The sequence below is a fragment of the Mesorhizobium sp. C372A genome, from assembly GCF_030323245.1.
Classification (GTDB): domain Bacteria; phylum Pseudomonadota; class Alphaproteobacteria; order Rhizobiales; family Rhizobiaceae; genus Mesorhizobium.
In genome coordinates this window covers 75516-87317 of the sequence record NZ_CP100475.1, presented here as the reverse complement: position 1 = coordinate 87317, position 11802 = coordinate 75516, and the positions used below count along the sequence as shown (strand labels likewise).

General features: G+C 60.5%; 10 protein-coding genes and 4 pseudogenes. 9 read left to right on the top strand and 5 right to left on the bottom strand.

Annotated features, from left to right (window positions below):
* Positions 1 to 357 precede the first annotated feature (357 nt).
* The 3 genes and pseudogenes from NLY42_RS00365 to NLY42_RS31905 form a co-directional block, all read left to right on the top strand.
* Positions 358 to 612 carry a helix-turn-helix domain-containing protein gene (locus NLY42_RS00365; RefSeq protein WP_031197535.1) on the top strand — a complete coding sequence of 85 codons (255 nt, stop codon included), beginning with the start codon at positions 358 to 360 and terminating at the stop codon, positions 610 to 612.
* A 700-nt stretch (positions 613 to 1312) separates the two neighbouring features.
* A pseudogene (locus NLY42_RS00360) lies at positions 1313 to 2187 on the top strand (IS1380 family transposase); the annotation flags it as partial.
* Between the two features lie 168 nt (positions 2188 to 2355).
* Positions 2356 to 2520, top strand: a pseudogene (locus NLY42_RS31905) (LysR family transcriptional regulator); the annotation flags it as partial.
* Here the strand turns inward: NLY42_RS31905 and NLY42_RS00355 are convergent.
* Together NLY42_RS00355 and NLY42_RS00350 are read right to left on the bottom strand one after the other, a co-directional pair.
* The gene (locus NLY42_RS00355) at positions 2507 to 3712 is read right to left on the bottom strand and encodes a beta-ketoacyl-[acyl-carrier-protein] synthase family protein (RefSeq protein ID WP_031196279.1); all 1206 of its coding nucleotides are present in this window, start codon (positions 3710 to 3712) and stop codon (positions 2507 to 2509) included. The pseudogene NLY42_RS31905 and the gene NLY42_RS00355 sit on opposite strands and share 14 nt — an antisense overlap.
* The gene (locus NLY42_RS00350; protein ID WP_023673543.1) at positions 3713 to 3988 is read right to left on the bottom strand and encodes an acyl carrier protein; all 276 of its coding nucleotides are present in this window, start codon (positions 3986 to 3988) and stop codon (positions 3713 to 3715) included.
* A 573-nt stretch (positions 3989 to 4561) separates the two neighbouring features.
* On the opposite strand from NLY42_RS00350, the pseudogene NLY42_RS00345 reads away from it, so the two are divergent.
* Both NLY42_RS00345 and NLY42_RS00340 read left to right on the top strand, forming a co-directional pair.
* A pseudogene (locus NLY42_RS00345) lies at positions 4562 to 4663 on the top strand (LysR family transcriptional regulator); the annotation flags it as partial.
* 96 nt (positions 4664 to 4759) lie between these two features.
* Positions 4760 to 5709 (top strand): annotated as a pseudogene (locus NLY42_RS00340) (IS1380 family transposase); the annotation flags it as partial.
* A gap of 186 nt (positions 5710 to 5895) precedes the next feature.
* On the opposite strand, the gene NLY42_RS00335 reads toward NLY42_RS00340, so the two are convergent.
* A complete protein-coding gene (locus NLY42_RS00335) occupies positions 5896 to 6060 on the bottom strand; it encodes a hypothetical protein (protein ID WP_023685557.1) in 165 nt (54 codons plus the stop codon).
* Positions 6061 to 6116: 56 nt separating this feature from the next.
* Positions 6117 to 6506, bottom strand: a complete 390-nt coding sequence (locus NLY42_RS00330) for a hypothetical protein (RefSeq protein WP_023690679.1) — start codon at positions 6504 to 6506, stop codon at positions 6117 to 6119.
* A 562-nt stretch (positions 6507 to 7068) separates the two neighbouring features.
* Here NLY42_RS00330 and queC point away from each other — a divergent pair.
* The 3 genes from queC to queE are packed head-to-tail and all read left to right on the top strand — an operon-like array spanning position 7069 to position 8854.
* On the top strand, positions 7069 to 7767 hold the full coding sequence (gene queC, locus NLY42_RS00325) for a 7-cyano-7-deazaguanine synthase QueC (protein WP_023697800.1): 699 nt from the start codon (positions 7069 to 7071) through the stop codon (positions 7765 to 7767).
* Positions 7767 to 8123 (top strand): 6-carboxytetrahydropterin synthase QueD, encoded by a 357-nt coding sequence (gene queD / locus NLY42_RS00320; protein ID WP_023673552.1) that lies wholly within the window; start codon positions 7767 to 7769, stop codon positions 8121 to 8123. The genes queC and queD overlap by 1 nt, the downstream gene beginning before the upstream one ends.
* On the top strand, positions 8120 to 8854 hold the full coding sequence (gene queE / locus NLY42_RS00315; protein ID WP_023707020.1) for a 7-carboxy-7-deazaguanine synthase QueE: 735 nt from the start codon (positions 8120 to 8122) through the stop codon (positions 8852 to 8854). Before queD ends, queE begins: the two co-directional genes overlap by 4 nt.
* Before the next feature lie 236 nt (positions 8855 to 9090).
* On the opposite strand, the gene hemN is transcribed toward queE, so the two are convergent.
* Positions 9091 to 10440, bottom strand: coding sequence for an oxygen-independent coproporphyrinogen III oxidase (hemN, locus tag NLY42_RS00310; protein WP_023753768.1), 1350 nt, complete (start codon positions 10438 to 10440; stop codon positions 9091 to 9093).
* Positions 10441 to 10592: 152 nt separating this feature from the next.
* On the opposite strand from hemN, the gene NLY42_RS00305 reads away from it, so the two are divergent.
* A complete protein-coding gene (locus NLY42_RS00305; protein WP_023708062.1) occupies positions 10593 to 11339 on the top strand; it encodes a Crp/Fnr family transcriptional regulator in 747 nt (248 codons plus the stop codon).
* Positions 11340 to 11802: the final 463 nt, after the last annotated feature.

The following is an 11802-nucleotide window of genomic DNA, read 5'->3' as shown; positions in this document are numbered from 1 at the left end:
CTGCAATTGTGAAACTCGGTAGCGGTTACGAGCGGGTCCTTCGCTGCCTCGCCGGTGGAGATTGCCGAAGGAAGCAGTGTCCGTGCCGAAAGTTCGAGTTGCTGTTCAAGAAAGCCATCGGCGAGAATGGTCCACGAAGGATCGCAGGTCGCATGCGCTACGCCGACCAGGCTCTCAGCACGGGCAGTCTTGATACTTGATCAGAAGCAGGTGAGCCGCCATATTCCGGCCCGGCCAATTCAGCGGCCCATCCATGCATGAGGCCGGTTCGGCCGAATGGACGACCATTTTTTTTATTTGCTAGGTGTGCGCCTCGGGAGGAATCTCTGAGGGAGCTCCCAGTTCTTGGAGATGTTTATGAAGGATTCGCGCATTCCCGAACCAGTCTTGACGGCTATGTCCCAGGGAACCCACATCGTCCGCGCTTATCGCGAGCACCTTGGATATTCGATCGACGACCTGGCCGTCGCGTGCGGGCTGGCCGCTGAGGAAATCCAAAACATCGAGCGAGGTCTGAGGTACAGCAAGGGCTATCGGGATCGGATAGCGAAATCGCTTTCCATACCTGTGGGAATTCTTGAGTCGGAGTTGGACATTTCGGACGCCGCCTGAACAGTCGGATGATCTGCAATGGGTGGACTAGCTGTTGTGATGTGAAGCTTGCGGCTGATGTCGACGCTTGATTCGATTGATGCGATGCCTTCTGGCGCAGCTCGCCGAACAACAAAGCGATATAGCCGCCCGGAGTGCTACGAAACGTGCACGACGGCATCGGCTCGCGACGAAGGACTAACGGCGAACTCTTCCTAGTTCGGCAAGGCGATGCTGGCTTGAGCATCAACTCGGCCTACGAGAGTGGCTACTCCTAGGCTGAATCGTCCACCATGGCGAAGTCGCGCCGCTCTGAAAGTAACATGGCGGGCATCCTGACGTTTCCGGGTTGACTATGGGCGTTCGAACCAGGAAAAGGGGCCGCTCTTCGTGAGTGGCGTGCGCCGGCAGTCTGACCCCCAAGCCCCCCGCCCAGGCTGCCGGCGCGCTTCTAGAAAGATCGAAGTAGGGACTCGCTTGCGCTCTGCCCGCTGACACCTTGTGGTTCCTCCTGCGGGTCCAGCGGACCACCTTGGGTGTCGCCAGTTCTGGTGGTCACGCGCCTCCATTTGCGATCTCGTGTCAGTGAGTGCACCGCAAGCACCCTCTCTGCCAGCCTGAAAAATTCATGTGGGTTGGTGGATGTGGCGCAAGCCCGTTGAAATGACGTAGGATTTGGTTGCTTAAGCCGATCCGAAATTTCCCGGAGACCACACCCGCCATGAACGATCTTGCGCTGCCGCTGAGCGGTTTGTCATCAGTCGGCGGCTAGTCCGTCGTCGCCCGTTTCGACGGCGGCATGCTGTCGTCCAACAGCGGCGTTCTGGCCTTGGCCGAGGTGGAAAAGCGGTTGCGGGTGGCCGAGCGTCTGGCGCGTTGCATCGACGATCCGCGCTGCCCGGACCAGGTCGTCCACAGCCTGGCGGACATGATCGACTTTCGCATGAAGATGATCGGCGCCGGCTACGAGGACGGCAACGACGCCAACCGGCTGCGCCGCGATCCGGTCTTCAAGATGGCCCAGGATGCGCTGCCGTCGGGTCGGGATCTGGCGTCGCAATCGACGCTGTGCCGGCTGGAGAACCTACCCGAGGTGCGGGAGCTGGTCGCGATGGGACGGGCGATGGTCGATCTCTATTGCGCCTCGTTCCGGCAAGTGCCGAAGCGGATCGTACTCGACATTGACGACACCTTCGACGCTGTGCACGGAGGCCAACAGCTTCGCCTGTTCAATGCCCACCATACGAGTACGGCTTCCAGCCGATCGTCGTGTTCGATGGTGCGGGACGGTTCGTCAGCGCGATCCTGCGACCGGCCAAGCGGCCGAGTGGGGCTGAGATCCGCCCCCACCTGCGCCGTCTGGTGCGGGCGATCCGGATCAACTGGCCGAACATTCGAATCCTGCTCCGCGGGGATAGCCATTATTGCAACCCAGGTCATCGACTGGTGCTGCGCGTCGACTTCATCTTTGGCCTCGCGCCCACCACGACCCTGCGCAAGCATGTGGCGGATCTGGAGGCCAGCACGACAGCACGCCTGGAAGCGTCGGCCAAGAGAGGCAAGGTCCGCATGTTCAAGGAGCTCATTGACGGCGCCCGCGGCGCGGCCGGGCCGGCAGCACTCAGGCGACTATAACGGGCGCAGAGCCGACCCTGCGGCTTCCAGACATTGTCGTGTACAGCTTCAGACCCTCAAGCCGAGCCCGCATGGCCTCGCTTACCTTTTACGGGGCGGCGGTACGTCCAAGCCGGTTCAACAGTTAAGAATTTCGCAAAGACGATACCCCCGGATCCTCGAGCTTCCGCTGCCACTTCCCGCATTCGCCGAGGCGGTCAATGACCCGCCCTTCACAAGGTTATCCCGGCAAGCATCTGGATGCGAGAGATAATGTTGCCGGAAGCATCTTTCATGGCTTCTACACCTGCCTGAACGCCAGAACCGCGTTCGTGCCGCCAAAGGCGAAGGAGTTGCTCAGTGCCACGCGCACCTTGCGCTCGCGTGCCACATTGGGCGTGACGTCGAGATCGCAATCGGGGTCCAGCTCACGATAATTGGCAGTCGGCGGGACGACGCTCTCGCGGATAGCCATCACGCAGGCGATCAACTCGAGCGCGCCGGACGCGCCGAGGCAATGCGCGTGCATGGACTTGGTAGAAGAAATGGACATTGAGAAGGCGTGCTGACCGAAGACGCGCTTGATCGCCGCCGTCTCGATCTGGTCGTTGGCCTTGGTGCCGGTGCCGTGCGCGTTGAGATAGTCGACATCCTCGGCGTCCAGCCTGGCATCGGCAAGGCAGGCCCGCATTGCTGCCTCCGGCCCCTCGACAGTCGGCGCGACGATGCCGGACGCATCGGCGGAAAGGCCGACACCGGCAATTTCGGCAAGGATGGTGGCGCCCCGAGCCAAGGCATGCTCGTAGCTTTCCAGCACCGCCATGCCGGCGCCTTCACCAAGCGACAGGCCCTGGCGATCGGCCGAGAATGGCCGGCAAGTATCGGGCGAAAGCACGCGGATCGCTTCCCATGCCTTCAGCACACCCCATATGAGCGGCGCTTCGCTGCCGCCGGCAAGCATCACGTCGGCCCGGCCGAGCCTGATCTGGTCCACCGCGCAGGCAATCGCATGGTTTGCCGAGGAACAGGCGGACGTGACGCCGAAGACCGGCCCGCGCAGGCCGAGACTCATGCTGACCTGGCCGGCAGCGGCACCCGGCATCGCCTTGGGTACAGTCAAGAGAGCGGCACGCTTACCGCCCAGAAGGATGGCGCGGTAGGTTTGCTCGATCGCATCCCACCCGCAGCCGCCAACGCCCACCGCCGCACCGAAGCGATAGCTATTTCCCTCTTTGGAGGAAAGTCCGGCCTGACGCATGGCTTCGCGCGCCGCAAGCACAGCGAGCAGGCTGAAGCGGTCCATGGAGATGAGTTGCTTGCTGTCGATGTCATGCTCCGGCAGGGCCTTGATCTCGGCACCGATCCTGACCCTCAACTCATGGAACTCGGAGTTGACGATTGGGCCGATGGCGGAGCGGCCTTCTCGCATCTCTGTCCAAATGGCGGCGGCGTTGGTTCCAAGCCCGCAAATCCCGCCAATCCCAGTAATCACGACGCGCCTGTCCATTCACACCCCCGTAGGGAGCAAGCTGCGCACGGCTTCCACCATGCCCCCAACATTCTGGAGATCCGACCATGCCTCGGCCGTATTCATCTCGATCTCGATGCCGTAGGCCTGCTCCAGGTCCCAGAGAACGTCCGCCAATCCCAGTGAATCGATACCGAGCGAAGTCAGTCCCGTGGCAGCCGTTATTTCGCCGCCCGTGGCAGGCGCTATGCCGCCCTCCGACGCGGCGCGCTTCTTGATCATTGCGATTATTTCGTTGGCGAGTTGATCTGCCATCTTGTTCCTTTCCAGCTTGCGTTTTCGGCGTCGTTCAAAACCCGAGTCGCGTCGCGTTGCCAAAATTGCCCCTCATAGAGCCTGTGCGCCGACCAAGCCCAATGCCCATAGCAACCGGACGAGTTCCGGCTTCTGCGGCGTCAGCCCGATGACGAAGAAAAGTCGCCGGCCTCCCGCTTTTGCGCCAGCACATCAAGAATCTGCGTGTAAATGGATAGGAACCGTCGTCAAACGTCAGCTAAACGCTGCGACGGTGGGTGCTGTCAGCGTATTCACTCGGCACCTCATATGTAATCGAGATGTTTCATAGCTCCGGACCAGTTGCGATCAACTATGTACCGGTCGCCATTCGTCGGAGAGTTCGACATGATTTGGAGCGCTGCCTCTCATTCCCAGTACAATCTCCACCGCACGCGACAGATTTCCTCTTTCGGGCTCTTCTCAAGGGACTCGCCACGCGATAGAGGCAGTCATCGGCGCACGTGAGGTCCTGCCAGGTCCATGCGACATTCCGGAAAATTGGTAAAATCGTTTGTTTCAATCAAATTCATCCACGCTATGGATAGCTAAGACATGCGTTTCAAAGGGCTCGATCTGAATCTTCTCGTCGTTCTCGACGCGCTGCTTAGCGAGCGCGGCCTCACGGCGGCGGCACGCAGCATCAACCTAACCAAATTCATGTGGGTTGGTGGATGTGGCGCAAGCCCGTTGAAATGACGTAGGATTTGGTTGCTTAAGCCGATCCGAAATTTCCCGGAGACCACACCCACCATGAACGATCTTGCGCTGCCGCTGAGCGGTTTGTCATCAGTCGGCGGCTAGTCCGTCGTCGCCCGTTTCGACGGCGGCATGCTGTCGTCCAACAGCGGCGTTCTGGCCTTGGCCGAGGTGGAAAAGCGGTTGCGGGTGGCCGAGCGTCTGGCGCGTTGCATCGACGGTCCGCGCTGCCCGGACCAGGTCGTCCACAGCCTGGCGGACATGATCGACTTTCGCATGAAGATGATCGGCGCCGGCTACGAGGACGGCAACGACGCCAACCGGCTGCGCCGCGATCCGGTCTTCAAGATGGCCCAGGATGCGCTGCCGTCGGGTCGGGATCTGGCGTCGCAATCGACGCTGTGCCGGCTGGAGAACCTACCCGAGGTGCGGGAGCTGGTCGCGATGGGACGGGCGATGGTCGATCTCTATTGCGCCTCGTTCCGGCAAGTGCCGAAGCGGATCGTACTCGACATTGACGACACCTTCGACGCTGTGCACGGAGGCCAACAGCTTCGCCTGTTCAATGCCCACCATACGAGTACGGCTTCCAGCCGATCGTCGTGTTCGATGGTGCGGGACGGTTCGTCAGCGCGATCCTGCGACCGGCCAAGCGGCCGAGTGGGGCTGAGATCCGCCCCCACCTGCGCCGTCTGGTGCGGGCGATCCGGATCAACTGGCCGAACATTCGAATCCTGCTCCGCGGGGATAGCCATTATTGCAACCCAGGTCATCGACTGGTGCTGCGCGTCGACTTCATCTTTGGCCTCGCGCCCACCACGACCCTGCGCAAGCATGTGGCGGATCTGGAGGCCAGCACGACAGCACGCTTCGAAGCGTCGGCCAAGAGAGGCAAGGTCCGCAGGTTCAAGAAGTTCGTTGACGGCGCCGCTAGTTGGAGCCGCGTCGAGCGCATCATCGCGCGGGTCGAGGTCGGCGCCCACGGTGGCGATATCCGCTTCGTCCCCCGCCTGCCATCACGCCGGAGCAATCCCGGCGCCTGACGAGGCGCGTGGAAAAGCACCGCAACGGCGACCACAGCGTCGCTTCAGGCCGTCAAAAGCTTATCGCCGTGCATCAAGGCGGCTAGATGGCAACGAGGCTTATGCCGCCCGAGCATCGCAGCTAAGTATGCATGAGGGGTCGTCCCTTCAAAATACTTGATACATTTGCGCTTGCGTAGCTCCTTGCATGCGCTCGATGCCAGGAGGAGACCTCTGTTCTAAACGCTCGCATCGATGCAACGCCGTTGACACCATCATCGCGGCGACCGCTTTGCCGCGGCCGCCGCAGCCCTTTTCGAGCATGACGATCATGCCGGCGCCATCGCAGTGATGCACTTGCAAATTCAGAGATGCACTCTGGCCAAATGCTAGGTGCCCAGCATATGTCCGGCATCCCGCAACGCCGCTACGAAGAGACGGGCATTGCCGTTGGCATCCATCTTGGCCTGCATCGACAGGGGCATCCTGTGCCAGCTCTCCAAGGCCGCAATGTAATGTGAGAACATACCGTTAACGATGCAATAGTGGGTAACTAGGCCGTGTCCGTCTAACGCCAGCACGCCGAATTGGCCGCCGTGATATCGGATGGCTGCGACCCGCTGGACCTGCGGGTCACCGTCGATCCGCACGTTGAAAAGCAGGCTGCCGCGGCTCCTGGTGGCTATCTCGGCGGCTTTTTCAGCGAAGCTCAACGAGAGCGAGCGGACGCTTTCGACTGCCATCTGTAAAACCATCAAGTTCAGTTCATCCACTGCCATAAAGGTACCTGTGCGCAAGACATGGGTGATTGCAATCGACCACACCGCTTGTTCACAGATGTCGGCTCACGACCGGTTATTCAGGGTTCGCCGGTTATCCATTGAGGGCGTGCTCATCAAAATGATCCTGACGTGGAATGCGCTGCATCTACGAAGCGCGACGAGCAGGCCAGCCAAAGCTGTCGCGACAATTGATCTCATAATCCACCCCGATATCTGGATTTCGGCATCGCTGAACATCCCTGGTAAGTGAGCTGTTTGCGGCAAGCCCATCTCGGCTTTGTACTCCGAAACCGTTGCAATGGGCTCGCTCGGCGCTCGGGACCGACAGGCTCTGCTCGTCGAGAACTTTGTCCCCGAGAAGCGTTCGACTTTGAGCATTCCGCTGAAGGGTGACGTCTCGTCAGTCCGTGTCCTTGCAGCTCACCGCGAAGGCTTTTTGCGCATCGCACGCAAGCGCACGAATTCGTCTCCGTTCACTTCACAAAATGGTTTTCCTGAAGTACTGGAGCGCAGAGAAATCTCCGGTCGCAGCCTACCCGGTTAAAACAAGGACCCAACGATGAAGACTCTCGTCGTCTGCTCCGGCGGATTGGATTCCGTTACTCTTGCCCACAAGGTGGCAGCGGAGCACCAGCTGACCGGCCTGCTATCGTTCGATTACGGCCAACGGCATAGGAAGGAATTGGGCTTCGCCACCCTTTGCGCGGAGCGCCTGAGTGTCCCGCAGCGAATCATCGATATCCACGAGATCGGCGGCGACCTTTCCGGCTCCGCGCTGACCGACAATGTGGACGTGCCCGACGGGCACTATGCCGAAGACACGATGAAGATAACGGTGGTGCCCAACCGGAACGCCATCATGTTGGCCATTGCCTTCGGCCTCGCCGCAGCGCAAGACGCTGACGCAGTGGCGACGGCCGTGCATGGTGGGGATCACGTTGTCTATCCCGATTGCCGTCCGGCCTTCATCGACGCTTTCCAGATGATGCAGGACCACGCGCTCGACGGCTACGCGCAGATTCGCCTTTATGCACCCTATGTGAACCTGACGAAGGCGGACATTGTTACGGATGGAGCCACATACGGCACGCCGTTTGCGCAGACCTGGTCCTGTTACAAGGGCGCCGAGCGTCATTGCGGGAGGTGCGGGACCTGCGTCGAGCGGCGTGAGGCGTTTCACATCGCTGGGCACCCGGACCCAACCGAGTATGAGGACTCCGACTTCTGGCTCGGAGCGCTGCGAAGGACCACCGCGTAATGTTCCGCATCACCAAGGAATTCCACTTCTCAGCCTCGCATCAGCTCACCTCATTGCCACCCGATCACCAATGCGCGCGCCTGCACGGACATAACTACATCGTCGAAGTGGAGCTTTCAGCGGATGGACTGGACGATCACGGCTTCGTGCGCGACTACCACGACTTGGCGCCATTCAAACGCTACATCGACGAGAGCTTCGACCACCGGCATCTCAACGACGTGCTGGGACACGAGCAAGTCACGGCGGAATATCTGGCCAGACATTTCTACGACTGGTGCAAGGCACGCCTGAGCGAAACCGCGGCCGTGCGGGTGAGCGAAACGCCGAAAACCTGGGCGGAATACCGGCCATGACGAATACTCATCCCGCAATCCGCGTTAGCGAGATTTTCGGGCCGACGATCCAGGGCGAGGGCGTGCTCATAGGTTTGCCGACGATCTTCGTCAGAACCGGCGGGTGTGACTATCGCTGTTCCTGGTGCGACAGCCTCCATGCTGTGGACAATCAATTCCGCCATGAATGGGAGATGATGTCCGTTGGGGCGGTGTGGAAAAATGTGCTTGCCCTTTCCGGTGGCCGCCCGCTGATGGTGTCGCTATCAGGCGGCAATCCGGCCATCCAGCCGCTCGGCGCGCTCATCGACCGGGGCCATGGTGACGGTTACCGTTTTGCGCTGGAAACCCAAGGGTCGCTTGCCAGGGACTGGTTTGCGCAGCTTGACGTGCTGATCCTCAGCCCAAAGCCGCCGTCAAGCCGAATGACGACAGATTGGGCCGCTGTCGAGGCGTGCCTCCAGGCGGCACAAGGCAAGCCCCAAGTCGTGCTCAAGCTCATTGTTTTCGACGAAAGGGACTACACTTACGCGAAAGACGCCGCTGCGCAATTTCCGCAACTTCCGATCTATCTGCAGCCCGGCAATCACACGCCGCCACACCCCACAAATGATGACGCGCCTGTCGACCTTGACGGAATATTGAAGCGCATGGAGTGGCTGGTTGACAGCGTGACCCGCGACAGATGGTTCGAGGCCCGCGTGCTGCCGCAGCTGCACGTTGTGCTCTGGGGTAACAAGAGAGCCGTCTAGCCCAGGCCCTTTCCACTGGAACTGCGCCGGCAGAATTCGGGTGAACGGGTGGTTCAGGTCGAAGGGAGCTGTCGCCGACAACCATGATCCGACAGGCAGGGCTCGAGCGGACGATATCGTCGCTGCGCCAAGACGCGTCTGGTCCGCTCAGAATCTTGTCTCGATAGACGGTCGCCGATCAACAAACGTACCGCGGTCCATGATCGACTGAGAGGCATGACCGTTCCTCTGAGTGCTCAGACTGCCGCCGAGTGCCTGGCCGTTCCAGCTTCGAAATATTTGTCGAACCTGGCCGCGATGCTTCGGACGAAAGGGCGACTTTCAGCCGGCACAACGAATCTGTCGCCATCAAGTTCAAGCAATCGAACCGGATCGTGGAGGGCCATGGAACTTGACTGAAGGAGGAGCGTCTGGCCGGCCTCGCCGAAGCGTTCCACCAGATCGATGGCCGAGAAGGCGAAGTCGCACATCAAACGTTCGATGATCCAGCCGCGAACGCGGTCGTCGTTGGAAAGTGCGATACCCCGAACGGCGGCCAGCCCGCCGTCATCAACCGTGCGTCTATATTCGCTGGTTGAAGGCATGTTCTGCGCATAGCCTTGCCGAAACTGGCTAATGGATGACGGGCCGAGCCCGATCAAGATTTCGCAGCAATCGTCCGTGTAGCCCTGAAAGTTCCGGTGCAAAGTCCCGGTGTGTGCCGCAATCACCAGCGCATCGCCCGGTTTGGCGAAATGGTCGAGCCCGATTGCCTCGTATCCATTGTCTACAATCGCCTGTGCAGCCAGTTGCGACTGGGCAAAGCGCTCCGCGGGACCCGGCAACCAGGCCTCGTCGATCATCGTCTGATGTTTCTTGAACCACGGTACATGCGCGTAGCCAAACAGTGCGATCCGATCCGGTTCCAGGGTCAGTGCCTGCGTGACCGTAGAAGCGACGCTTTCCCTGGTCTGGTGCGGCAGACCGTAGAGCAGGTCCAGATTGACGGATTCGACGCCGCGCGAACGAACGCCGTCGACGACCGTCTTGGTCTGCAGGAAGCTCTGCTCGCGGTTGATTGCCTTTTGCACCTTCGGATCGAAATCCTGGACGCCGAGGCTCGCACGGGTCATGCCGATTTCGGCAAGCGCATCGAGGCGGGCATCGTCCATATCGTTGGGTTCGATTTCAACGCTGATCGTGGCGCCGGGAAGAAAGCCGAAGCTGTTGCGCAGGGCGGTTCCCAGCGCCACCATATCTTCGGGCTTGAGCATCGTCGGCGAACCACCGCCGAAATGGAGGGCACGCACACGACCTTTGCCTCCAACAAGACTGGCGACGGTGGCGATCTCGGCATGCAGTGAGCGCAGATATGTGGTCACCGGTTCGTAATGGCGTGTCTGCTTGGTATGGCAGGCACAGAACCAGCAAAGCTTGTCGCAGTATGGGATGTGCAGATAGAGCGAGATTTCGTCGCCCTCGTCGAGCCCCTGTAGCCAGCCACGACAAACGGTAGCGTCAACGCTTGCATTGAAATGCGGCGCGGTCGGGTAGCTCGTGTAGCGCGGGACGTTCTCGCCAAATCTGGCAACTAGCTTTTGTCGCATGTCGTGGTCCACCGTGTTTGCGTCGCCCGAACTGTGGATGCTTGGATGAGCCTAAGCCCTGATTTCGATCAACCTTCAGCACGGACAAACTGCCGCAAGGATTTTTCTACCGTGGATGCTATCCTGCCCGCACGGACCGGTAGAGCGATCGAATGACATTACGGCAGGATATTCACAGTTCCGGCATCCCCGTTCTTTGCCTGTCTTGCGAGGCACGGCGCCGCGGTGTCTGTGGCGCGCTAGAGCCAGACCATTTGGCTCAGCTCGCCAAGACGTCGTCGCGGCACAATATCGAGCCGGGGGTCGAACTGATCGGCGACGCCGAGGCGGTCGACTGTTATTCGAACGTGCTTTCAGGCGTGGTGAAGCTCACGAAGAGCCTGTCAGATGGACGCCAACAGATTGTCGGCCTGCAGTTCGCCCCGGATTTTCTGGGTCGGCCCTTCAAGATGAAAAGTGCGATCAATGCGGAAGCGGCAACAGCTGTCTCGCTATGCTCGTTTCCCAGAGCGGCCATCGAACGGATGATGAAGCAGTCACCCGAATTTGTGCATCGCCTGCTCAAGCAGGCGCTGAACGAACTTGACGAGGCACGCGAATGGATGGTGACTCTGGGGCGCAAGACCGCACCAGAGAAGGTGGCGAGCTTTCTCCTCATGATTGCCCGGAACATCGACTCCAATGTTGACCCGACGGCTAGCTCGACGTGCTTCGAGCTGCCGATGACGCGTGCCGACATTTCTGATTTCCTTGGAATCACAAACGAGACCGTGAGCCGTCAGCTGACCAGCCTGAGAATGGACGGCGTGATTCGGATCGAGAACAACCGCCGCGTCACCGTGGACAGCATGAGCCGGCTGGAACGGCGCTGCGGCGGCCGAGGCGCTACAGCCGTTTGAATGACGCAGAAGCTGCATGGCCCCCGTCACTTACTTCATTCGGGGCAGGGCATGCTCGCGTTGGGCTCAGAAGAAGTCGCGTAGCGACAGCCCGTTCTCCATCCGATCGTATGCGCCAGTTGCCTTTCGGCTCGTCGGCGAAGCATCCACACTTGGCGAAGTCAATACGCCTCATCCGCAGGGGAAAATCGCCGTCTCCCCAAGCCATGAATGTCACGACGGCAGCGTAACGCTGGCGCTGGCTGTTCCAAGGCATTGAACGCGGGGTTCGGTAAGGCGTCGACCTGCTTTCCAGCGTCGCAGAAGGTGCGCTCCCCCACACGCCCGCGGTCGCCTCCGCACCCGGGGCCCGACCGGGGACGCCAGGCCCCTTCCATAAACGGGCGGCCGGTGGTGCGCTTCCACATTCGATCGTCGCAGTCTGATCGCACCGAACTCGATGCTGCTCGAGCAAAATGGTGCG